This window comes from Microbacterium sp. NPDC058269 (assembly GCF_042881445.1).
GTDB lineage: Bacteria > Actinomycetota > Actinomycetes > Actinomycetales > Microbacteriaceae > Microbacterium.
Window position 1 is genome coordinate 932351 of the sequence record NZ_JBHVXT010000002.1, and the last position, 22178, is coordinate 954528.

Consider the following 22178-nt stretch of genomic DNA (forward strand, 5'->3'; position numbering starts at 1 on the left):
GACTTGACCCCGCGGCGCCCTCGCGGGCGGCGCGGTCCGCCGTGGTGTAATGGCAGCACGACAGCCTTTGGAGCTGTTAGGTCTAGGTTCGAGTCCTGGCGGCGGAGCATGACTGGGAACAATCTCGCCATCATCGTCCTCGCCGCAGGCCAGGGCACTCGCATGAAGTCGCGCCTGCCGAAGGTGCTGCACCCGATCAGCGGACGTCCGCTGGTGGGGCACGTGCTCACCACCGCGGGGCGGCTGCAGGCCGCGCACGTCGAGGTCGTCGTCCGGCACGAGCGCGATCAGGTGGTCGCAGCCCTCACGGCCGACTACCCCGACGCGGTGTTCGTCGACCAGGACGAGATCCCGGGAACCGGTCGTGCGGTGCAGGTCGCCGTCGATGCCCTCCCCGCCGACTTCGACGGCGATGTGCTCGTCCTCTCCGGCGACTGCCCGCTGGCCGATGTCGACACCCTCTCCGCGTTCCTGGCGGAGCACCGTGCCTCCGGCGCACCGGCCACGCTGATGACGGCGCTGGTCGACGATCCGACCGGCTACGGACGCGTCGTCCGCGACGCCGACGGGGGAGTCGACCGCATCGTCGAGCAGAAGGACGCGACCGCCGAGGAAGCCGCCGTCCGCGAGATCAACGCCGGGATGTACGTTTTCCGTGCGGCGACGCTTCGGGCCTACCTTCCGCGGGTCGGCGTCGACAACGCCCAGGGCGAGATGTACCTGACCGACGTGCCCGGCCTGCTCCGTCGTGACGGCGACCGGGTGGCGGCATCCGTCGTCTCCGACATCTCGGTCACCTTCGGCGTCAACGACCGCGCCCAGCTGGCCGAGGTCGGACGTCTGCTCAACCAGCGCATCGTGCGTCGCTGGCAGCTCGAGGGCGTCACCGTGATCGACCCGGCGACCACGTGGATCGACGACGATGCGAAGCTCTCGCCCGACGTCACGATCCTCCCGAACACGCAGATCCTGCGCGCCACGGTGATCGCGTCCGGTGCGGTCGTCGGCCCCGACACCACACTGGTCGACTGCGAGGTCGGTGAGGACGCGATCGTCCGCCGCACCGATGCCACTCTGGCCGTCATCGGCGCCGAAGCGACCGTCGGGCCGTTCTCGTTCCTGCGCCCCGGCACGATCCTCGGAGCCAAGGGCAAGATCGGCGCCTACGTCGAGACCAAGAACGCCGAGATCGGCGAGGGCAGCAAGGTCCCGCACCTCTCCTACGTGGGCGATGCGACGATCGGCCGCGGGGTGAACCTCGGGGCGAGCACGATCACGGCGAACTACGACGACGTGAACAAGCACCGCACCGAGATCGGTGACGAGGTGCACACCGGGTCGCACACGGTGCTCGTCGCGCCCGTTAGGCTGGGAGCCGGTGCGAAGACCGGTGCAGGCGCCGTCGTCCGCAAGGACGTCCCCGCCGGCGCGCTGGCCATGAGCGTCGCCCCCCAGCGCAACATCGAAGGCTGGGTCGAGAAGAACAGAGCAGGGACGGGCGCGGCGGATGCTGCGTCCCGCGAGAATTCGGCGGAATAGGCGGACATGGCGCGCAAGAAGAAGACGGTCGATCTGGATCGCGACAACGGCGTGGCCCCCGGGATCATCGCGAAGACCAAGAAGCGGCTCGTCGTCGCCGGTGGACGTTCGCATCCCGAACTCACCGCGGCCGTCGCCGAAGCGCTCGGTACCGAGATCGCGCCGGTCGAGCACCGCACGTTCGCCTCGGGCGAGATCTACGCCCGCTTCGAGGTGTCAATCCGCGGTGTGGATCTCTTCCTGATCCAGACCTTCGGCGAGCCGGTCAACGAGTGGCTCATGGAGACGCTCATCATGATCGACGCCGCCAAGCGTGCATCGGCCAAGCGCATCACCGTGGTCGCGCCGTATTATCCGTATTCGCGTCAGGACAAGAAGGGCCGTGGTCGCGAGCCGATCAGCGCCCGCCTGGTGGCCGACCTGCTGAAGACCGCGGGCGCCGACCGGGTCATGAGCGTCGACCTGCACGCGGCGCAGATCCAGGGCTTCTTCGACGGTCCCGTCGACCACCTGTTCGCCAAGCCCGTGCTCCTGGACTACTTCGAGCGCACGCTGTCGCCCGACGACCGTGAGATCCTCACCGTTGTCTCGCCCGACATGGGCCGCGTGCGCGTCGCCGACACCTGGTCGGACAGCCTCGGTGCACCGCTGGCGATCATCCACAAGCGTCGCGACCCCAAGGTCGCCAACCAGGTCTCCGTGCACGAGATCGTCGGCGCCGTGGAAGGCCGCACCTGCCTTCTCGTCGACGACATGATCGACACCGGCGGGACGATCGTCAAGGCCGCGCAGGCGCTCAAAGCGGCCGGTGCGCATCGCGTGATCGTCGCCGCGACGCACGCGATCTTCAGCGACCCGGCATCCGATCGACTGCAGGACTCGTCCATCGACGAGGTCGTCATCACCGACACGATTCCACTCACCGAGTCGCGTCGCTGGGACAAGCTGACGATCCTGCCGATCGCCCCACTGCTGGCGCGTGCGATCCACGAGGTCTTCGAAGACGGCTCCGTGACGAGCATGTTCGGCGGCGACGCGTAACGCATCGTCACGGCACAGCCCGCGCATAGCCGCGGTGCTTACGGTCGAATGGTCGACGAGCGCGTCGGCCGACACCGAGCCGGGAGGACCACCATGATCCGCACGACCGTACCGACCTCTGTCCGCAAGGGAACCGCACTCCTCGGGGTCGCGGGACTCTTCGTCCTCGCCGGATGCTCCGGGAACGCCGACGCCGAGACTCCGGCTGACAACGGCAGCACGCCGGACGCCGGTTCGTCCTCGTCATCGTCCGGCGGCGACTCCACAGCGACCTATGCCGACGGCACGTACACCGCGGAGGGGTCGTACCAGACGCCGGAGACGGTGGAGAAGATCTCCGTCACCCTCACGCTCGCCGACGGCGTCGTGACCGATGTCGAGGTGACGGGAGACCCGCAGGCCCCCGAGAGCAAGCAGTATCAGGGGCAGTTCATCGACGGGATCTCCGAGGAGGTCGACGGCAAGGCGCTCGACGACCTGAACGTCAGCCGCGTCGCGGGTTCGTCGCTCACCAGCGGCGGATTCAACAAGGCCGTCGAGTCGATCAAGGAGCAGGCGGCCTCGTAGGCGCCTGACGCCTCATGGGGAGCTGGCGCTTCGAGGCCATCGGAACGCACTGGGAGATCGAGACGACCGACACGCTGCCGCACGCGGCGCGCGCAGAGGTCACGGCGGAGATCGAGCGCTTCGACCGCGAGTGGTCCCGGTTCCGCGCCGACTCCGACGTCGTGCGTCTCGGTCGAGAAGGAGGCAGCTTCGCCTCCACCGACGCCCGGGCGATGCTCGACGCCTACCGCGAGCTCTCCGCCGCGACCGGCGGTGCCGTGAACCCGCTCGTCGCCGACAGCCTCGAAGCGCTCGGATACGACGCGGACTACTCTCTCGTCGCGGGGGAACCGGTCCGCGCACCGGAAGCCTGGGAGCACCGGCTGTCGTGGACCGATACCGAGGTCACGGCGTCCGCCCCGGCCCTGGTCGACGTCGGCGCTCTCGGAAAAGGACGTCTCGTCGACCTCGTCACGGAGGTCTTGGCGCCCGTGCCCGGAGATCTCGTGGTCGATGCCGGCGGCGACATCCGAGTCCGTGGTGCCGGTGTGCGCATCGGCCTCGAGCATCCGTACGACCCGACGAAGGCGATCGGGGTCGTCGAGGTGCGGGATCAGGCGCTGTGCGCGTCGGCGATCAACCGGAGGGCGTGGGGGAGCGGGCTGCATCATGTGCTCGACGCCCGCACCGGGCTGCCGGTGCGCACCTGGGCCGCCAGCTGGGCGTGGGCGCCGGAGGCGATGACGGCCGACGCGGTGGCGACGGCCCTCTTCTTCGACGGCGGCAGCGAGATCGCGGCGACCTGGGGCGTCGAATGGGTGCGGATGAGCACCGACGGACGCGTGCAGCGGTCACCCGGGTGCCCGGCCGAACTGTTCGTCGTCGTGGGAGACGCGCACCCCTCCGTCCAGAACTAGGCCCAGCCGTCCAGAACCGAACCAGCTGTCCGGAAGTAGGGAAGAGTGGAAACGTGATCACGTCATTCGCCGCCGCACGTCAGCGGGTCCTCGCGGTGCTGGGCTCGCTGTCGATGTACCGCCTCGTGCTGTTCGCGCTCATCGCTCTCGCGGTCATCGCCTTCGCGCTGTCGCTGTTCGGCGTGATCGTCTCGCCCACCCCGCTCGAGCTCGTGGCGTCGTTCCTCGTGCTCGCGGTCGTCATCTCCGCTGTCGATGCGGCGGCGCAGCGCATCCTCCGGCTGCCGTGGCGCATCGAGTCCTCGCTGGTGACCGCACTCATCCTGCTGTTCGTGCTTCGGCCCGGCGCCGAGCCGGGCACGCTCCTCGGTCTGGCCCTCGCCGGCGCCGTCGCGAGCGTCTCGAAGTATCTGATCGCCTGGCGTGGTCGCCACATATTCAACCCGGCCGCGTTCGGAGCCGCCGTGGTCTCGATCCTCGGAGCATTCGGCGCCTTCGAGTGGCTGGGCACCTCGTCGTCGTGGTGGGTCGGCACGCCTGTGCTCACGATTCCCGTGGCGGTGCTGGGCCTCGCGGTGCTCTGGCGCACCGAGAAGATCCGGGTCGTGCTGGTGTTCCTCCTCGTCGCCGTCGCCACCTCGGTGGTGCGGCAGGCGGTGCAGGCCGTGGAGTTCGACATCGCCTTCGACATCCCGACAGCCCTGCAGTTCGCGGTGCTGCAGTCGCCATTCCTGTTCCTCGGAGCGTTCATGCTGTCGGAGCCGCTCACCCTCCCACCGCGTCGTCGGCAGCAGCTCGCGGTGGCCGTCGTGGTGGGCCTGTTCGCGGGGTGGCCGATCTCGGTGGCCGGGCTGTTCACGCTCGGACAGGAGCGCGCGCTGCTGATCGGCAACCTGGTGGCGTTCGCCTTCGCCTTGCGCGGGTCGGTGCGGCTCGTGCTCGAACGGCGCGAGTTCGTCACGCCGACCGCGCAGGAGCTGACATTCCGGGCCAAGGGGCGGGTGCGTTTCCTGCCGGGACAGTACCTCGAGCTCGACGTTCCGCATCATCGCCCCGACGCCCGCGGAACTCGGCGAGAGTTCAGCATCGTGTCGGCACCGGCTGATCTTCCAACGCTCCGCATCGCGTACAAGAACGGCGACCAGAAGCACCCGTCGAGCTACAAGCGCGCTCTCGCCGCCGCCGAGCCGGGGGCGACCTTCGCCGTGACCGGCACCTGGGGTGACTTCATCCTGCCGCGGGGCGAACAGCCGGTGCTCATGGTCGCGGCGGGCATCGGCGTGACGCCTTTCGTGTCGCAGCTGCGGCAGTTGCAGGCGACGGGGCAGCGGCGCGACGTGGTGCTCGTGTACGTGGCATCCGAGGCATCGGAGCTCGCCTTCCGCGATGAGCTCGCTGCGACGGGGGTGCGCACAGTGGTGTTCACACGTGACGAGCCGGCCGACCTGCCGGCGCACTGGTCCTGGGCGCAGGGTGCGCGTCTGGACGCGGAGACCCTCGAGCGCACCGTCGCCGACCTGGCCACCCGTCACGCCTTCATCTCGGGACCGCCGCGGCTCATCGCCGACCTCGCCCCTGCGCTGCAGAAGGCGCGCAGCCTCACGACCGACGCCTTCGCCGGATACTGAGCCGACGGACGGGAGCGCCGGAGGTCAGGCTTCGGCGGTGTCGCCGGCCGTCGCCGGGTTCATCGGGATGCGGACGGTGAAGGTCGTGTCGCCGGGCTCACTGGCCACGGTGATGAAGCCGTGGTGGCCCTCGACGATGGCCTTCGCGATCGCGAGGCCCAGTCCCGTTCCACCGGTCTGGCGGGCTCGAGAGCTGTCGCCGCGGGCGAAGCGGGCGAACAGCTCGTCGCGGATGGCGGGGTCGATCCCCGGACCGTCGTCGTGCACGCGCAGCACCGCCTCCTCGCCCTCCTGCGCGACGCTGAGTGTGACGGTCGTGCCGGCGGGCGTGTGGGTGCGGGCATTCGCGAGCAGGTTCGCCACGACCTGGTGCATGCGTCCGGCGTCGCCCAGGATCGTGACGGGCTCGTCGGGCACGTCGATGTTCCAGTGGTGGTCGACCGCCGTCGGACGTGCGTCCGAGAGGCCTTCGAGAGCGAGCTGGGTGAGGTCGACCGTGCCGTAGACCAGTTCCTGGCCTTCATCGAGACGGGCGAGCAGCAGCAGGTCCTCGACGAGGCGGGTCATCCGCAGCGACTGGGCCTGGATGCGCTCCAGAGACGACGTCGTGCTCTCGATGACCTCCGGGCGCTCCGCCTGCGCGTTCGACTGACGCAGCGCGCGCAGCGACAACTCCGAGTATCCCCGGATGGAGGCGAGCGGGGTGCGCAGCTCGTGGCTGGCGTCGGCGACGAAGCGCCGCATCCGCTCCTCGTTCTTCTGGCGGGAGGCGAGCGACGTGTTCACGTGATCGAGGAGCTTGTTCAGCGAGGCCCCGACGATTCCGGTCTCGGTGCGCGGATCTGCTTCGGATGCGGGTACTCGCTCGGTGATGGTCACCTCACCGCGGTCGAGCTGTTGGTTGGCCACTCTGGTCGCCGTCATGGCGACGGCGCGGAGCGGACGCAGGCTCACCCGGATGGTGATGGCTGTGGTCAGGGCGAGCAGGATCAGACCGCCGATCGTCGCGAGCGCGATCACGGTGAGCAGCTGCGTGAGCTGGCTCTGGATCTCATCGCGCGGGAGTCCGGCCACCACGAAGACGCCGTTGCTCGACCGCGGTGCCATGATCCGGTACGAACCGAGGTCGGTGAGCGAGACCGTGGCCACGGTCGCACCGTCCTGCAGTGCCAGCGCGACCTCGGTGATCTGCGTCCGGGTCAGTGGCTGCAGGGTGCCGGTGAGTTTGTCGTCGTCGTTGCTCTTCACGACCGCGCCGCTGTAGCCCGTCACCGGACTCGAGACGATGAAGAGCACCCCGGCCGGCGGTGAGTACGGGCCGGTCAGAATGTTCTCCGCGGTGGTGGCAGAGGGCGTGAAGGCCTGGACCACACCGAGTAGCTGGTGTGCGACGTTGTTCACCTTCTGGTCGAGCTGGTCTTCCATCGTCTTGCCCAGCGTCGCGCTGGTGATGACGGCGACGATGATGAGGATCAGCGAGACGAATCCGATCACGGCGGTCATCAGCCGTGTCTGCAGGCTCATCGGCCGTCTCATCACCGTCGCTGGGCTCACTGCGGGGCCTTGATCATGTACCCGACACCGCGGACCGTGTGCAGCAGAGGTGTTCGGCCGGCGTCGATCTTCTTGCGCAGGTACGAGATGTACAGCTCCACGACGGAGGACTTGCCGCCGAAGTCGTAGCTCCACACCCGGTCGAGGATCTGCGCCTTCGACAGCACCCGGCGCTCGTTGCGCATCAGGTAGCGCAGCAACTCGAACTCGGTCGCGGTGAGCTCGATCTCGGTGCCGTCGCGCACGACCTCGTGGCTGTCCTCGTTGAGGGTGAGGTCGGCGACGCGCAGGATCGACTGGCCGTCGTCGGCGGTGGCGTGACCGGTGCGGCGGATGATCGCCCGCAGTCGTGCGATCACCTCTTCCAGGCTGAACGGCTTGGTGACGTAGTCGTCGCCCCCGGCGGTGAGGCCGGCGACGCGATCTCCCACGGCATCCTTCGCGGTGAGGAACAGCACGGGGACGAGGTTGCCCGATTCGCGGAGGCGCTTGAGCACCGACATCCCGTCGAGGTCGGGCATCATGATGTCGAGCACGAGCGCATCCGGCTCGAACTCGCGCGCGACCTGGAGCGCTTCCATGCCCGAGGAGGCGGTGCGCACTTCCCAGCCCTCCATCCGCAGGGCCATCGCGAGCAGGTCGGTCAGCATCTGCTCGTCGTCGACGGCGAGGATGCGCAGGGGGGAGCCGTCGGGACGGCGCAGTTCGGGCAGGTCGCTGGTCATGTCCCTATTCTGCGGAATCTCCTATGCGATTTCTATGGAGAACGCTATGCGTTGACTGAGAGATGCGGCCGATGTCGTCCGATGTCGGGCGATGCCGTGTGGGCGAGGGGGTGTTCACCTGACGCGTTCATCGGGAAGTGCGAGGAAATCCATGCCGTCCTGCAGGGCGAGCCGGTCGGACAGTGCGCCGACGGGGCCGTCGAGGTGACCGGCCGCGCGCACCCCGAGCCGCTTCGGGCCCGACAGTGCGTGATAGACCGCGAACTGTCCCCGCGGGTCCACTGCGGGGTCGAGCATCGCTGCGCTCACGTGCACGGGCAGGTGCAGGCGTCGTGCCGCGATCGCCGCATCGAAGTAGTCGAGCACCGGCCGCACCTCGGGGTGGTCCTGCAGATGCTGTCGAACGGCCTCTCCGCTGCCGGTGCACCGTCGAGAGAGGCGCACGTCGTGGTTCCCGAAGCTCGGAACATCGAGGGCCGCCCGTCGGAACCTGGCGTCCCAGGGGAGGGCCAGGGCGCCGATGCCGCCGCCGAAGCTGCCGCCGCTGAAGTCGAGCGACCCCGCCGCGGAGGGCGTCATCTCGAGGAGGATGGTCGCCGCGCGCCAGATGTCGGCCGCGCTGAAGCGGTGGGAGTATGTGTCGCGGTGCGCGATGCCGGCCAGCACATGTTGGTCGGGCGAGGCGGGGAAGCGACTGGCGGTGCCGACGTGCGTGCCGGGGGCGACCGGGAAGATCGCCGCAGTGTGGGCGGGCACCCGTTCGACGTCGGGTCCGGTCCGGCCGCCGTAGCCGTGTCCGACGACGAGGCCGCTGCGGATGTCTGTGACGGCGTGGGGCAGCATCGCGAAGGCGGTGGCGTCCTCCCCGGCCGAGGAGCGGAAGCGGATCTCCGTCACGCGATGCGTCGCGGTCGCGGCGTGCTCCTGGGCGACCTCCCATGCCACCGGCCCCGCGCCGAACTCCTGGAACGTCGCCTGCCAGAAGCCGTCGAAGTCCTCGGGCTCCTCCGGCGAGGCGAGCGGGGTCAGGAGGGTGCTCAGCGAGTACTCCGTCAGCTCCTCTGGAGGGTTCTGGGTCACCGCGTGGGTCCTTTCGAGATGGTCTGCCTCGTCGACGCTACCGGCGTCCGTCGGAGCGGGCGGCGCGCGGGTTCGGTGAGGCGGGTCCATTGACATGATCGCATATGGATTGCAGTATGTGCATCATGGATTCAATAGCTGGCAACGGAGCCGATGAAAATCCCCTGCTGTGGAGCCGCCGCTCCGTGCTGCGAATGCTCGTGATCGCCGGAGTCCTTCCTCCGGTGCTCGGTTCGCCCTATGCGGCGCCCGCTGCGGCCACCGAGCTCACCACGCCGGGCGGGGTCTACGCCGATGCCCTCCGCCGCCTGGACAAGCCGAATCTGGCGTTCACCCAGGTCGCGCAGCTGGTGGGACAGAACCACCGCATGACGTTCTTCCAGGCCACGTGGGACGGCGGCGCGACGATCGTGCGCGACCTCGAGGTCACGCACAACGGGGGCTGGCTGGCGATCACCGATCCGGACCACAGGTTCGATGAGCAGTGGCTCGTGCTCGATGGCACGCTGCCGACGGGAAGCGCCCCCGAGTTGTACGGACCGCTGACGCCCAGCTGGCTCGGGTTCACCTCGTTCCAGGTGCTCGGACCACAGGCGATCGAGTTGACCACGAGCACCGACGACGTCGACCTCGTCGTGCGCTGGCGGTTGGAGGGTGCCAATCCCGAGGCGCACTACGTGCTGACCGCCAAGACCGCCGGCGACTACATCGTCGGCTACCAGAGCCAGGACGCGAAGTCGCTCGACGACCTCGACGAGGTGCTGTGCGGTTCGTACCAGCATGCGCTCTCGGTGCTCGACGGCTCCGCGCCACTCGGTGCCTGGGAGCTCTTCGCCCCGATGGCTCTGACGCAGTACTCCGTGGGCGATGTCGCCGTCACCTCGGGGGTGTACCTGCCGTCGGAGGTCGCCGAGTTCGTGCACGAACGACAGCTCATGTCGGATCGGCAGCCCTACGGCATGAGCCTGCGCAACGACAGCCTCGACATCGTGCCGTCCATGTACTCACCGCAGCCGGGCTTGCGCACGGCCATGACGGTCGGGCAGCAGCGGGGCTTCGCGTTCGGCATCGCCGCTCGAGCCGACTCGCTGTACGGCATGTACACGCAGCTGTGCCGGAACGAGTACGGCCTCACCGCCTACCGCCGCAACGTCTACGACCGATCGCTCACCGATGCCGTGCACGCGATGACGGCGCTGATCGCGGTGGAGCCGAGCGGCGATGACTCCGTCGACTACGTGCCCTCGTACTCGGGCTGGTGGAACCGTGCCAAGGGGTTCGTCGACGTGGAGAACGAAGACGCGGTCCGCGCTGCTGCGAGCGGTGTCGTGCTCGCGGCGCACTACCTGACCGGGACCACCGACAGCACGCTCTACGACCGCCGCGCGCGTCCGCTCGTCGAGTACCAGCTGTCCCGCAAGGGCATCGGGCACACTCCGATGATCGGTAGCCCGGTGTACAACGACAAGACCCAGTACCGGATCGGCCGGATCCCCACCGACGCCGTGAATCTCGCATCGCTGTACCAGCTCACCCACGGCCGCAACGCCGGCATCCAGCGGCTTGCGGTGCAGGCGACCAAGGCGGGGGTGGTGGGTCAGAGCAGGGCGCCGTTCTCCAACGCGCTCGCGACGTACAGGGTCACGGGGGATCCGGCCTATCTCGCGGAGGCGACGCTGATCGCCCGGCGGTACTCACAGGAGCAGATCCTCACGCCCTACCGCAGCAACGGCCAGCCGCCGGGAGGCTTCGCCTACAGCTTCTCGAAATACTGGGTCGACCTCCTGGAGATGTTCGAGGCGACGGGCGAGACCGAGTTCCTCGACGGGGCGTACCGCGAGGTGCAGCGCTTCATCACGCAGACGGCGGTGCGGCCGGTCCCCGACGCGAGCGTCACCGTACCCGTCGGGTCGGTCATAAAGCAGCAGTACGACTGGGAGACGCGCTCTTCGCTCCCGTCGTACCCGACCACGAACGTCCCGACCGAGGCGGTGCCGGCCTGGTACGTCTCGCCCTCCGGTCTCACGTTCGAGGCGCTGTCGTCGTTCAAGCTCGGCGTCAGCACGTTGACGAACCCGGGCGGCGGCTACGTGTTCAACCCCTGCTGGGCCGGGGCTCTGCTGCGCCTGGCGCATCACACCGGAGACGAGCTGCTCGCCGACATCGCGCACAACATGGTGATCGGCCGCTTCACGACGTATCCCGGCTACTACGGGCGGCAGTTCCAGGTCGCGCACATGAAGCCCGACTTCGCGACGAGTGGTCCGGTGGGGATCACGGGGTACTACTTCCACCACGCGCCCGCCCAGCTCGGACTCGCGATGGACTACCTGATCAGTGAGAGCTTCTACCGCAGCGCCGGTGCGATCGAGTTCCCGCACGTGTTCGAGGCCGATTTCGCGTACTTCAAGTTCTTCGCCTACGGTCACGCGCCCGGAACGTTCTTCGGTGAGGACGGCGTGTGGCCGTACTTCCCCGAGGGACTCATCGGGGTCGACAACCCTCTCGTCAACTGGATCGGCGGCGTCGGCAACGGAGCCCTGTACGTCAGCCTCACCAACTCCGCCGGCACCGCCCAGCAGGTGGTCGTCGACCTCTCCACCGACCTCACCGGCCTGCCCCGCAGCTCGTCGACGGCGGTCGAAGTGGTGGCTGCGAACGGTGCCCGTTCGGCCGCCGCGGCCCAGAGCGGTCGCGTCACCGTCACGGTGCCCGCCCGCGGACTGCTGGCGCTCGTGGTGCGGAACGTGTCCGTGCAGCGGCCGGGACTGCCGTTCGACGACATCGTCGATCACGGTCGCGACAGCTTCCACGAGATCGACTCCGATCCGGCGACCGAGTACGGGCTCGCACGCGGGATGCTCCTGGTCCGACCCGACGGGCAGGGCTACGACGCCTACGTGCAGATCGACACGGAGCAGCAGGCCACCCTGTCGTATCGGATCGGCGCCCAGGCGGTGCAGCAGGCTCCGCAGAAGGCATACCCGTTCGAGTGGACGATCCCCGTCGACGACCTGACCAAGACCTTCCGGTACACGATCACGTCCGGCGGAGCGACGACGCCCGAGGTCACGCTGCAGCTGCCCGCCCGGATCAGCGGCGCGAACGCCGCTCTGGCGGGCGACGTCATCGCCCAGGCGACCGGAACCGCGGGCGACCGTGTTCCGCTGATCATCGAGGTGCGCAACGCCACCGACGATCCGGTCACCGGAACCGTGGCCCTGACCCCGCCGTCGGGCTGGACCCTCGACGGCGCCGTCCCGGCGATCTCCGTTCCCGCCCAGGGCTCGGCGCGGGTGGAGTCGGGGGTCGTGATCGCGGCAGCGGCCCCGCTCGGCGAGGTCGAGGTGAAGGCGAAGCTGACGATCGCCGGCGAGGATCCGGTGACCCTCCGTGCTGCGGCGATCGAGGTGATCGACCGCCGCCGACTGGTGTCGCTCACGTCCGACGTCGAGATCGTCAGCGGGCCGGGAGCGGTCGCGAAGCTGACGGCTCTCGTCATCAACACCGGAGTGACGCCGTTGCAGGGCACGCTCGCGCTCTACGGGCTCACCGGCTGGAGCGTCGGGCAGCAGAGCACGACGATCACCGTGCCGCCGAGGTCTGACCTGACCCACACCTGGACGGTGACCGCGGGTTCCGGCGTCGCACCCGGATCATCGACCCGATTCGAGGCGCGACTGGATCAGACCCTGCGCCGAGGGGTGCTCGTGCGCGTCGCCGACGAGGGCGTGATCGCGCACACGCAATCGCCGTGGCCGGGCTACCTGGAATCGGGCAACTGGTACCCCAGCGGACTCTCGGGCTGGAACGGCACCCGCACGCGCTACAGCGACTCCGACTCCGTGGGCAGCACCGTGACGTGGAACGTCGACCTTCCGCAGGCGGGGCTCTACCGCGTCTCGGTGTGGTACCCGACGAACCCGACGACCACGACCTCGGCGGCCTACGTCGTGGAGCATCAGAACGGCAGCTCCGAGGTGATCGTGGATCAGACCCAGGGTGCGGCGGCGTGGCGATCGCTGGGGTCGTTCCGCTACGGCGCGGGTGCGACCGGGACCGTGCGACTCGAGGTCCGCAACACCAGCATCCACCGGGTCAGTGCGGCGCAGTTCGTGCGCATCGGGGACTGACATGACGAAGGGGTGGGCCGGTCGGAGCGATCCGGCCGGCCCACCCCTTCGTCGTAGGTGCTGAGGGGTATCAGTGGCGCACGTACTCCTTGATCGCGTCCTCGTCGACCGTGACGCCGAGTCCCGGTCCGGTCGGGACGAGGAATCCGCCGTCGGCGCGCACCTCGAGCGGCGTCGTGAGCAGGCGGTTGGCGACAGGGAGGGTGAACGGCTGGTACTCGAACGCGAGGAGCGAGGCGGCGCTCGCCGCGACGTGCACTCCGGCAGCCATCGCGATGCCGAAGGCGGCCGAGTGATGAGGCGCGACCTGCACGTGGAACGCGTCGGAGACCGCCGCGATCGCGAGGCCTTCGGTGATGCCCGTGCGACCGATGTCGGGCTGCGTGAGGCCGACGGCTCGGCGGGTGAGCCAGTCGGTGAACTCGAATCGGCTGCGCATCGCCTCGCCGACCGCGATCGGGGTGGCGAGTGCGCTCGCCAGGTCACGGTGGCCCTCTACGTCTTCGGGGGCCAACGGTGCTTCGAAGAACCATGCTTTCCGGTCGTCGAGCTCCCGACCGAGGGCCCGCGCTTCGCCGAGCCGGTACGTCCAGTGCGCGTCGAGCGCGACGTCGAGGTCGGGGTGCACACCCCGGACAGCGTCGTAGGTGGCGAGGTCGGTGCGGATGTCGATGCCGAGGTGCAGCTTGATGCGGCGCACGCCGCCCTCGACGAGCTCGGCCGCCTTCTCCGCCCGCTCGACGTCATCCACTCCGCGGATCCCGGAGACGTAGGTCGGCAGCACCTCGTGGAAGCGTCCGCCGGCGAGCTCGGAGACCGAGAGGCCGGTGGCGTGACCCCAGAGGTCCCAGAGCGCGATGTCGACGGCCGCCATGGCGTCGGCCTGGTGGCCCGTGAGGTGTCCGCGCTCGCGCATCGACTCGGTCATGCGGTGCCAGAGCGTGCGCACCGAACGCGGGTCCTCGCCGACGATGAGGGGGGTGAGCAGGTTGTCGACGATCGCCGCTGCGACGACGGGGGCGACCGGCGCCAGCGCCTCGCCCCAGCCGACCAGACCCTCATCGGTCTCGATCTTCACGAGCAGGGTCTCGTAGCCGGGGGAGTAGAGGCTCCGCCACGGCGGGCGGATCACGTAGCCGCGGTGGTCGACCGCGGTGTCGCCCGCGTAGGAGTTGTTCGCATCCTCCTTCGACAGGTAGAGGGGGAAGGTCTGGACGCGCGTGATTCTCACAGGGGTCTCCAAAGACATCGATGGGCGAGCGGCCGGCGGCGGGTGCCGCGGTCAGGGATCAGGGGCGGATCGGGGTGCCGCGTCGCGGCCTTGGCGTCAGAGCGCGGCGAAGGCCGACGCGGTGCGAGAGGGGCTGTAGCCGAGAGCCACGGAGATCTCGTCTGCGGCTTCGATCAGCTGCAGCGCGAGTTCCTGGTGCGGCGCGTGCAGATCGAGCACGGAGAGGGGGCCGCTGGCGGAGAGGCCGGCGATGATCTCGCCCGCGCGGTTGCGGATGGGAGCGGCGATGCACGCGCGGCCGAAGGCCAACTCCTCGATCTCGGTCGCGTAACCGCGGCTTCGGGTCTCGTCGAGGGCGACCTGCATGGCGGCGCGGTCGACGATCGTGTGCGGGGTGAACCGCTGGGGGGTCTGTGCGAAGTACTCGTCCACCTGCTCGTCGGTCATGCCCGAGAGCAGCGCCTTGCCGAGGCCGGTGGCGTGCAGGGGACCCGTGCGGCCGGCCATCGCGAACGACTTGGGCGCGAGCGCGCCTTCGAAGTTGCAGAGGTAGGTGAAGGTGAAGCCGCTGAGCTCGGCGACGTTCACGCCGATCTCGATCCTGCGGGCGAGGTTCTGCGCGATCTGCCGCGAGGCGCGGAAGATGGGGGAGCCGTTGAGGGCGATCGTGCCGAGCGAAACGGCCGCGGGGCCCAGGCGGTAGAGCCCGGTGCGGGCGTCCTGCACCACGAACTTCATGCGGTCGAGCGCCGACATCATGCGAGAGACGGTCGACTGTCCGAGCCCGGTGAGGGTGCAGAGCTCGGAGACCCTGAGCTCACCCGCCTCTTCGGTGAAGCAGGCGAGCAACGACATCGCTCGTTCGACGGTCTGGGTGCCGCCCACCGATTCCGATGCCATGGTCACTCCTCCTCAGTGCTGCCGCCGCGGATGCGACGCTGCGGCTGGTCGCCGCTGCCAGTCATCCTATTCAGTGAAATGGCTTCGAGCAACACAAATGTGGGTGTCTTATGCATTTTGTGGATTTCGCATCCGCATTGTGGTTGAATAGCCCCACGTCGACGTCGACGACTGTGACGACGATGCGCAGGGCCCCACGCGGGGTCGTCTCTACGGGAAAGTGACTGCAATGCAACAAGCCATACTCGAGCGGCCCGCCGAGAGCGAGCAGAAGGCCGTCGAGCCACGCTCAGGGCGACGCTCCACGCTGGGCGCGAAGGATCGCACCTTCGGTTTCATGATCGCACTTCCTGCGGTCCTCCTGTTCCTCGTGATCGCGATCTTCCCTCTCGTGTCGAGCATCTTCACGAGCCTCTTCGACCAATCGCTCCTGCGCCCCGACCGCACGTTCGTGGGCCTCGACAACTACGCGGCCGTCTGGGAGGAGTTCTTCGCCCGGCTCGGAACGACCCTCGTGTTCGCGTCGCTCTCCACGGTCTTCCCCCTCGTGCTCGGTGTGGCCCTCGCGCTGCTGCTGAACGCCCGCATGCGCGGCCGCAACATCCTGCGCGGCGCCCTCATGCTGCCGTGGCTGCTCCCCGGTGTGGTCGTCTCCTTCCTCTGGGCGTGGATCTTCAACGACAGCTACGGCGTCGTGAACCACGTGCTCTCGGTCTTCGGCCTGCCGGAGGTCAGCATGCTCGGCACTCCGACCGGCGCGATGGCCGCCGTGGTCATCGCCAAGACGTGGCACTCGTTCCCGTGGATCATGGTCGTCGCGCTCGCCGTGCTCCAGACCCTCCCGAGCGAGCAGATCGAGGCCGCCACGATCGACGGTGCGACGCGCGCGCAGCGGTTCCGTCACATCTCGCTCCCGCACATCGCCGGCCCCGTCACCCTGGTCGCGGTGCTGGAGTTCATCTACAACTTCGGAAACTTCGACACGATCTTCGTGATGACCGGCGGCGGGCCGGGCAACTCGACGACCACGCTCGCGGTCAGCCTCTACGACCTCGCCTTCGGCAGCTACGAGCTCGGCAAGGCCTCCGCCATGGGCACGCTGTGGCTCGTCCTGCTCGCGATCATCACGACCGGATACCTGTTCCTCAACCGACGGCTGGAGAAGTGATGCGCCGTAGTCGCGATGTGGGGGAGTCGATCATCCGCCCCCACCTGTCCATCCCGGGGCGCGTGCTGCTCCTCCTGCTCGCCCTGTTCGGCCTGCTGCCGGTGTACTGGCTCACGGCGACCGCGTTCACGAAGAAGGAGGATGTCTTCTCCCTCGACCGTCCGTTCTTCCCGGTCGACCCGACGTTCGAGAACTTCATCGGCTTCTTCCAGAACGACCTGCTGCTGAAGAACCTCATGAACAGCATCATCGTCTCGACCGGCACCGCGCTGCTCGCGGTCCTCGTCGGCGGTCTGATGGCGTACTCGCTGTCGAAGTTCCGCTACCGCGGCCGCAACGCCGTCATGTTCATGTTCCTCATCGGCCAGCTGATCCCGGGCGCCCTGCTGCTCATCTCGCTGTACCTGATGCTGAGCTCGGCCGGGCTGCTGTACACCTACACCGCGCTGATCATCTCGTTCACGACCTTCACGCTGCCGCTCGCGGTGTTCCTGCTGAAGGGCATCATCGACGCACTCCCCGACGACATCATCGAGGCGGCCAAGGTCGACGGGCTCTCGCGCACGGGGACGATGTTCCGCATCGTGTTCCCGCTCGTGGTCCCCGGTCTCATCACGGCGGGGATGTTCGCCTTCATGCGCGGCTGGAGCGATCTCCTCTTCGCCCTCACGCTCGCCGGCCCCGACAAGCAGACGCTGCCGGCAGGCCTCACTCAGGCGTTCATCCGCGAGGGCACGGCCGACTGGCCGGCACTCATGGCGGCGTCCCTCATCACCTCCCTCCCGCTCGTCATCATCTTCATCCTCCTGCAGCGCTATTTCGTCTCCGGCCTCGCCGCCGGAGCGGTCAAGGGCTAGCGATGCACCGCAGAACAGCTCGTCCCCCTCATCCCGAAGGAGCAGTCTCATGAACATCTCGAACTCGCAGCTGAGCCGCCGAGCCTTCCTCGGAGGCGGAACCGTCCTGGCCGCGTTCGGCGCTCTCGCGCTCGCCGGCTGCGCGACCCCCGCCGCCCCCGGTGCCGGAGCCGGAGCCACGGCCGCCGGTGCCACGAAGGCCAAGAGCATCAACTTCTACGGCAACTCGCTCGGCGAGGAGGCCCTGAAGTCGGCCTGGCAGGGCATCCTCGACGGCTTCTCGAAGCAGGAGGGCGTCAAGGTCGCCCCGGTCATCTACCCGTACGATCAGGCGGCCACGCAGTTGGCTCTGACCGGACGCTCCGGCAACCTCATGGGCGTCGGACAGTCGGGCGGGTGGCAGGTGCTGACCCCTATGAACGTGCTCGCCGACCTCACCGACCTCGCGAAGGGTCTGGGCATCCCGCAGGGTGTGCTCGACTCGTACACGATGGATGGCAAGCTGCTCGTGCTGCCGCTGACGGCCGCCGGTATCGGCATCATCACCAACGGCGAGATCGCGAAGAGCGTCGGGATCAAGTCGGGCATGACCGTGGAGCAGTTCGCCACGGCGCTCGAGAAGATCAAGAAGCAGGACTCCTCGCTGATCCCGTACGCGGCGGTCACCAAGAACCCCGACCTCAAGGACGCCGTCCCGTGGATGTGGGGCTTCGGCAGCGACGTGGTCACCGACGACCTGAAGTGCACCCTGGGCGACGCCGAGAGCGTCAAGGCTGTCACCTGGTACAAGTCCCTGCAGGATGCCGGTCTGACGCAGACGAACGTGGCGCGCAGCGATGCCCGCATCCTGTTCGCGAGCGGCCGGGCGGCCCTGTACGACGACGCCCCGCTCGCGTCGACCTTCGTCAAGACGAACGGTGCCGCGCAGAACATCATCGACAACATCGGCGCCATCTCGCGTCCGACCGCCGGGGGCAAGGACTCCTTCAACCGGGCCTGGGGCAGCGGTGTCTTCGCGACGGCGGGCGAGGGAGAACTCACGAGCCGCGACTTCATCCTCTACGCGGCGACGAACGTCGAGGCGGCGACCGCGCTGTACGAGAACTCGGCGGTCGCTCCTGCCGCCAAGAGCGTGGCTGACAAGATCCCCGCTCTCGCAGCCGACAAGTTCCAGGGCGCGTTCCGCACCGAGGTCTCCGAGCACGCGCGCGGGGCCGCGTGGGACCGTGTCGCCGTGACCGCCCAGATCGACGCGGCCATCGGCGCGGGTGTCGCGACGATCCTCGCGGGTCAGGTCGAGGTGCAGGCCGGCCTCAACGCGTTGAAGAAGGAAGTGCAGGGGCTGCTCGACGCCAACGCCTGAGCCGCCAACGGCTTCGAATCGCGTGAATGGTCGTGTTCCCACCGGAGATGCGGCCATTCACGCGATTCGAACGTCTGCGGTGAGGTGCAAAGAACAACGACGAAGGCCGCGTCCCGACAAGGGGACGCGGCCTTCGTCGTGCGAACGGGCGGCTAGAGCCAGCGGTCGCGCAGTATGGGCTTCAGCCAGGCGGCGGGGGACGAGATGGACAGGCCGCCGTCGACGGGGATCGAGGTGCCGGTGACGAACGACGCGGCGTCGGAGGCGAGGAACGCCACGACTGACGCGACCTCCTCCGGGCGGCCGATGCGTCCGAGCGGGTAGCCCTCGCTCTCGCCGGTGTCGACGGCCGAGATGCTGCCCGGCTGCACGGCATTCACGCGGATGCCGCGGGGGCCGTAGTCGAGCGCCAGCTGTCGGATGAGGCCGTCCACACCGGCCTTGGCGGCCGCGTAGGCCGGCAGGGCGGGTGCCGCGAGCGACGAGTTGACCGAGGTCACCGCGACGATCGACGATCCGGCGGCGAGGCGGGGAAGAGCCGCCCGTGCCACGAAGAACGCCGAGTCGAGGGTGGCGCCCAGGGCGCCGCGCCAGTCGTCGTCGCTCGTCGCCTCGGCACGGGCGATCGGCATGCGGCCGGCCGCGAGCACGACCACGTCGAGTCGGCCGAGCGCGTGCTCCGCATCCGCGACGGCGCCGTCCGCGGCCTCCGGTCGGCTGCAGTCCGCGACGAGGTAACGCTCGAAGACGGCGTCGTCGGAGTGCTCGAGCCCCACCCCGACGACGGCGTCTCCGCCGTCGACGAAGGCGCGGGCGATCGCGAGACCGATGTCGGAGCTGCCGCCGATCAGCAGCACGCCGCGGCGGGTCACACGCGCACCGTGGTGGGGATCGGCGGAAGGGCGAGCTCGTCGATCACGAGCTTGACCGATGCGCGGCTGCCGGCATCCAGGCGCGAGGCCGGATAGCGGACCGTCGCGTGGTCGATGATGCCGCGCGCGACGAGGATCTCCTTGTGCACCGCCCACGCGATGCCGCCCTGCAGACCGATCAGCACGAGAGGGAGCATACGACGGAACTCGGCGCGGGCTTCGTCGACGCGCCCCTCGAGGAACTGGGCGAGCACCGGACCGAGCAGGTCGGGGAACTCGCAGGCCGGCATCGTGCCGACGGCGCCCCTGGCATACTCCTCCAGGCAGAACTGGGCGTTCTGTCCGCCGAGCACCGCGAAGTCGGGGTCGTCGATCGCCGAGACCACGGCGCCGACCTTGGGCGCGGTCGGCGGTGCTTCGACCTTGACGGAGTCGACCCCCTCGAGGCGGGCGATCTCGGCGATCAGCGCCGGTGCCATCACGACTCCGGTGACGCCGGGGGCGTCCTGCACCATGACCGAGAGGGAGGTGGCGTCGGCGACGTCTCCGTAGAAGTCGACGAGCGTCCCGGCGGGTGGCTTCACCATGAACGGCGGAAGCACCATGAGGGCGTCTGCACCACCCTCTTCCGCGAGGAGCGCCTGCTCGACCGAGGTCGCCGTCGAGGTGCCGTTGACGCCGGCGATCACGGGGATCCGGCCGTCGACCACCCGGACGACGTCGTCCAGGATCGTGCGCCGCTCCTCGGTGGTGAGGGCGAAGCCCTCGCTCGCCATGCCGAAGACGGCGACGCCGTCGACTCCGGATGCGAGCTGGAACTCGACCAGTCGGCGCAGGCTCTCGCGGTCGAGGGCGCCCGACTCGTCGAAAGGAGTTGCCAGGATGGGCATCAAGCCGTGGAGTGTCGGAGCCATCAGCTGTTTCCCCGCTTCATCATCGTGTGTCCACATTTCTCGCAAGTGTTATGCATATTGTGAGATAGTCTGCCACATAACGGTTACGAGCTACCAGAGAAGGATGACCCGGATGCCGCACACCCAGACTTCCCGAACCGTCGAGATCCTCTCCGATGCCCGATACGTCCAGGCCGAGTCGCCGCGCTGGGACGCTCGCGACGGGGGCCTCGCCTGGATCGACATGGCGACGGGTTCGCTGCACCGCGGCCGCATCGAGCACGGGAGGGTGATTCCCGAGACCGCCGTGTTCGTCGGCGCGCAGATCGGCGCGCCAATCCCGCTCGCACAGCAGGGGGAGGGCTGGCTCGTCGGCGTCGACCGTCGCGTGGTGCATGTCGGCGACGACGGCGTCGTCTCTCCCCTCACGGGCGACATCGCGGGCCCGGGCGACTACATGAACGACGGCGGCGGCGATCCGTCCGGCCGCTTCTGGGTCGGCAGCCAGTCGATGCCCCGCGATCCGCACTGCACGCTGTGGAGCATCGGCCCAGACGGTGAGCCGAGCGCACGCCTCGACGGGGTGACCGTCTCCAACGGACTGGCCTTCGATCACACCGGCTCGACGCTGTACTACATCGACACGCTGCCGCACCGCAGCATCGAGGCCTTCGACGTGGCCTCCGACGGCGCGCTGTCGAATCGCCGCACCCTGTGCCGGGTCGAGGGAGGCAACCCCGACGGCATGGCGATCGACCTCGACGGCATGCTCTGGGTTGCGGTGTGGGACGCATCCGAGGTGCGCCGCTACTCGCCCGAGGGTGAGCTCGTCGAGACGATCGCCCTTCCGGCGAAGCGACCGACCGCTGTGGCACTCGTCGACCGGCTGCTGGTGATCACGACGGCGAGCATCGGGCTGTCGGAGCCCGCCGATGCCGACGGCGCTCTGCTCGGCGTGCAGGTCGATGTCGGCGGCGCCCCCGCGTTCCCGTGGCGCGGCACGGCGCCGACCGCCCGCAGCGCAGGGGAGGTCGTGCGGTGAGCACCGTCGACAACGCGCAGCTGCAGGAACGGCTGCGCCGTACGCAGCTCGTCGCGATCCTCCGCGGGACGGACGTCGACGCCACCGTCGCTGCGGCGCGCACACTCCTGGAGGAGGGCGTGCTCACCCTCGAGATCGCGCTCACTCTGCAGGACGCGGAGGAGGCGATCGCCCAGGTCGTGCACGATGCGCCGGCCGAGGCTCTGATCGGCGCCGGTACCGTGCTCGACGAGGCCGATGTCGAACGGGCGGTCGCCGCCGGCGCGCAGTTCATGGTGACGCCCACCCTCAGCGCATCCGTTCCTTATGCGGTCGGTCAGGGCATCGGCGTGCTGCCGGGCGTCTACACGCCCACCGAGATCCAGCGAGGCCACGACCTCGGCAGTGCGGCGGTAAAGCTGTTCCCGGCGTCGGCGCTCGGCTCCGGCTTCATCCGCGCGGTCCGTGACCCTTTCCCGCACGCGCGGATCATCCCCGTGGGAGGCGTGCGCGTCGACACCGTCGGCGAATACCTCTCCGCCGGTGCTTTCGGCATCGGAGTCGGCGGACCCCTCGTCGGCGATGCCGCGACCCCCGGGGGCGACCTCGAGGCGCTCGCTGTGCGCGCCAGGGCATTCGTGCAGGCAGTGCGCGCGGGGTGACCCGCGCGTTCCATAGGCTCCTCATCACCGGTCCCTCGATCCCGCATA

Annotated in this window: 18 protein-coding genes and 1 tRNA gene; 12 read left to right on the top strand and 7 right to left on the bottom strand. The window is 68.9% G+C overall.

The features are described from left to right. The first annotated feature begins 35 nt into the window (after positions 1-35). From ACFVWL_RS12870 to ACFVWL_RS12895, 6 genes are all read left to right on the top strand, one after another. A tRNA-Gln gene (locus tag ACFVWL_RS12870) sits at positions 36-107 on the top strand. Position 108: 1 nt separating this feature from the next. After that, entirely contained in the window at positions 109-1539 is a 1431-nt protein-coding gene (gene glmU, locus ACFVWL_RS12875) for a bifunctional UDP-N-acetylglucosamine diphosphorylase/glucosamine-1-phosphate N-acetyltransferase GlmU (RefSeq protein ID WP_387183224.1), read from the top strand. Between the two features lie 6 nt (positions 1540-1545). Next, a complete protein-coding gene (locus ACFVWL_RS12880; protein ID WP_387183227.1) occupies positions 1546-2580 on the top strand; it encodes a ribose-phosphate diphosphokinase in 1035 nt (344 codons plus the stop codon). A 93-nt stretch (positions 2581-2673) separates the two neighbouring features. Then, positions 2674-3147: a hypothetical protein gene (locus ACFVWL_RS12885; RefSeq protein WP_387183229.1), complete on the top strand. Its 474-nt coding sequence runs from the start codon at positions 2674-2676 to the stop codon at positions 3145-3147. A 14-nt stretch (positions 3148-3161) separates the two neighbouring features. Next, on the top strand, positions 3162-4043 hold the full coding sequence (locus tag ACFVWL_RS12890) for an FAD:protein FMN transferase (protein ID WP_387183231.1): 882 nt from the start codon (positions 3162-3164) through the stop codon (positions 4041-4043). A gap of 53 nt (positions 4044-4096) precedes the next feature. Beyond that, positions 4097-5671 (top strand): flavodoxin reductase, encoded by a 1575-nt coding sequence (locus tag ACFVWL_RS12895; protein WP_387183234.1) that lies wholly within the window; start codon positions 4097-4099, stop codon positions 5669-5671. Positions 5672-5695: 24 nt separating this feature from the next. On the opposite strand, the gene ACFVWL_RS12900 is transcribed toward ACFVWL_RS12895, so the two are convergent. From ACFVWL_RS12900 to ACFVWL_RS12910, 3 genes are all read right to left on the bottom strand, one after another. Next, complete coding sequence (locus ACFVWL_RS12900) at positions 5696-7195, bottom strand: sensor histidine kinase (RefSeq protein WP_387183237.1); 1500 nt, start codon at positions 7193-7195, stop codon at positions 5696-5698. 26 nt (positions 7196-7221) lie between these two features. After that, on the bottom strand, positions 7222-7950 hold the full coding sequence (locus tag ACFVWL_RS12905; protein ID WP_017828429.1) for a response regulator transcription factor: 729 nt from the start codon (positions 7948-7950) through the stop codon (positions 7222-7224). Positions 7951-8064: 114 nt separating this feature from the next. Beyond that, positions 8065-9030 carry an acetylxylan esterase gene (locus ACFVWL_RS12910; RefSeq protein WP_387183241.1) on the bottom strand — a complete coding sequence of 322 codons (966 nt, stop codon included), beginning with the start codon at positions 9028-9030 and terminating at the stop codon, positions 8065-8067. 125 nt (positions 9031-9155) lie between these two features. Between ACFVWL_RS12910 and ACFVWL_RS12915 the strand changes: the two genes are divergently transcribed. Continuing rightward, on the top strand, positions 9156-13163 hold the full coding sequence (locus ACFVWL_RS12915) for a hypothetical protein (RefSeq protein WP_387183244.1): 4008 nt from the start codon (positions 9156-9158) through the stop codon (positions 13161-13163). A 70-nt stretch (positions 13164-13233) separates the two neighbouring features. Here ACFVWL_RS12915 and ACFVWL_RS12920 read toward each other — a convergent pair whose 3' ends face one another. Both ACFVWL_RS12920 and ACFVWL_RS12925 read right to left on the bottom strand, forming a co-directional pair. Next, positions 13234-14394, bottom strand: coding sequence for a mandelate racemase/muconate lactonizing enzyme family protein (locus ACFVWL_RS12920; RefSeq protein WP_387183247.1), 1161 nt, complete (start codon positions 14392-14394; stop codon positions 13234-13236). Between the two features lie 96 nt (positions 14395-14490). After that, the gene (locus ACFVWL_RS12925; RefSeq protein ID WP_387183250.1) at positions 14491-15294 is read right to left on the bottom strand and encodes an IclR family transcriptional regulator; all 804 of its coding nucleotides are present in this window, start codon (positions 15292-15294) and stop codon (positions 14491-14493) included. A gap of 229 nt (positions 15295-15523) precedes the next feature. Here ACFVWL_RS12925 and ACFVWL_RS12930 point away from each other — a divergent pair, with 229 nt between their 5' ends. Genes ACFVWL_RS12930 through ACFVWL_RS12940 form a run of 3 tightly spaced genes read left to right on the top strand, consistent with a single transcriptional unit; the run spans position 15524 to position 18682 of the window. After that, a complete protein-coding gene (locus tag ACFVWL_RS12930) occupies positions 15524-16462 on the top strand; it encodes a carbohydrate ABC transporter permease (RefSeq protein WP_387183252.1) in 939 nt (312 codons plus the stop codon). Further along, on the top strand, positions 16462-17319 hold the full coding sequence (locus ACFVWL_RS12935; RefSeq protein WP_167253394.1) for a carbohydrate ABC transporter permease: 858 nt from the start codon (positions 16462-16464) through the stop codon (positions 17317-17319). Before ACFVWL_RS12930 ends, ACFVWL_RS12935 begins: the two co-directional genes overlap by 1 nt. A 49-nt stretch (positions 17320-17368) precedes the next feature. Then, positions 17369-18682 (top strand): hypothetical protein, encoded by a 1314-nt coding sequence (locus ACFVWL_RS12940; RefSeq protein WP_387183254.1) that lies wholly within the window; start codon positions 17369-17371, stop codon positions 18680-18682. Positions 18683-18834: 152 nt separating this feature from the next. On the opposite strand, the gene ACFVWL_RS12945 is transcribed toward ACFVWL_RS12940, so the two are convergent. Continuing rightward, positions 18835-19554 (bottom strand): SDR family NAD(P)-dependent oxidoreductase, encoded by a 720-nt coding sequence (locus tag ACFVWL_RS12945; RefSeq protein ID WP_387183257.1) that lies wholly within the window; start codon positions 19552-19554, stop codon positions 18835-18837. Next, the gene (locus ACFVWL_RS12950) at positions 19551-20468 is read right to left on the bottom strand and encodes a dihydrodipicolinate synthase family protein (protein WP_387183260.1); all 918 of its coding nucleotides are present in this window, start codon (positions 20466-20468) and stop codon (positions 19551-19553) included. The genes ACFVWL_RS12945 and ACFVWL_RS12950 overlap by 4 nt, the downstream gene beginning before the upstream one ends. 112 nt (positions 20469-20580) lie before the next feature. Here ACFVWL_RS12950 and ACFVWL_RS12955 point away from each other — a divergent pair, with 112 nt between their 5' ends. Beyond that, complete coding sequence (locus ACFVWL_RS12955) at positions 20581-21489, top strand: SMP-30/gluconolactonase/LRE family protein (RefSeq protein ID WP_387183262.1); 909 nt, start codon at positions 20581-20583, stop codon at positions 21487-21489. Beyond that, on the top strand, positions 21486-22130 hold the full coding sequence (locus ACFVWL_RS12960; RefSeq protein WP_387183265.1) for a bifunctional 4-hydroxy-2-oxoglutarate aldolase/2-dehydro-3-deoxy-phosphogluconate aldolase: 645 nt from the start codon (positions 21486-21488) through the stop codon (positions 22128-22130). Before ACFVWL_RS12955 ends, ACFVWL_RS12960 begins: the two co-directional genes overlap by 4 nt. Positions 22131-22178 lie beyond the last annotated feature (48 nt).

Excerpts from the sequence above, each read along its gene's own strand:
- ACFVWL_RS12930 (WP_387183252.1), top strand. The coding sequence starts at position 15,524 with ATGCAACAAGCCATACTCGAGCGGCCCGCCGAGAGCGAGCAGAAGGCC.
- ACFVWL_RS12880 (WP_387183227.1), top strand. The coding sequence starts at position 1,546 with ATGGCGCGCAAGAAGAAGACGGTCGATCTGGATCGCGACAACGGCGTG.
- ACFVWL_RS12940 (WP_387183254.1), top strand. The coding sequence starts at position 17,369 with ATGAACATCTCGAACTCGCAGCTGAGCCGCCGAGCCTTCCTCGGAGGC.
- ACFVWL_RS12890 (WP_387183231.1), top strand. The coding sequence starts at position 3,162 with ATGGGGAGCTGGCGCTTCGAGGCCATCGGAACGCACTGGGAGATCGAG.
- ACFVWL_RS12900 (WP_387183237.1), bottom strand. The coding sequence starts at position 7,195 with ATGAGCCTGCAGACACGGCTGATGACCGCCGTGATCGGATTCGTCTCG.
- glmU (WP_387183224.1), top strand. The coding sequence starts at position 109 with ATGACTGGGAACAATCTCGCCATCATCGTCCTCGCCGCAGGCCAGGGC.
- ACFVWL_RS12915 (WP_387183244.1), top strand. The coding sequence starts at position 9,156 with ATGGATTCAATAGCTGGCAACGGAGCCGATGAAAATCCCCTGCTGTGG.
- ACFVWL_RS12950 (WP_387183260.1), bottom strand. The coding sequence starts at position 20,468 with ATGGCTCCGACACTCCACGGCTTGATGCCCATCCTGGCAACTCCTTTC.
- ACFVWL_RS12885 (WP_387183229.1), top strand. The coding sequence starts at position 2,674 with ATGATCCGCACGACCGTACCGACCTCTGTCCGCAAGGGAACCGCACTC.
- ACFVWL_RS12925 (WP_387183250.1), bottom strand. The coding sequence starts at position 15,294 with ATGGCATCGGAATCGGTGGGCGGCACCCAGACCGTCGAACGAGCGATG.
- ACFVWL_RS12935 (WP_167253394.1), top strand. The coding sequence starts at position 16,462 with ATGCGCCGTAGTCGCGATGTGGGGGAGTCGATCATCCGCCCCCACCTG.
- ACFVWL_RS12955 (WP_387183262.1), top strand. The coding sequence starts at position 20,581 with ATGCCGCACACCCAGACTTCCCGAACCGTCGAGATCCTCTCCGATGCC.
- ACFVWL_RS12905 (WP_017828429.1), bottom strand. The coding sequence starts at position 7,950 with ATGACCAGCGACCTGCCCGAACTGCGCCGTCCCGACGGCTCCCCCCTG.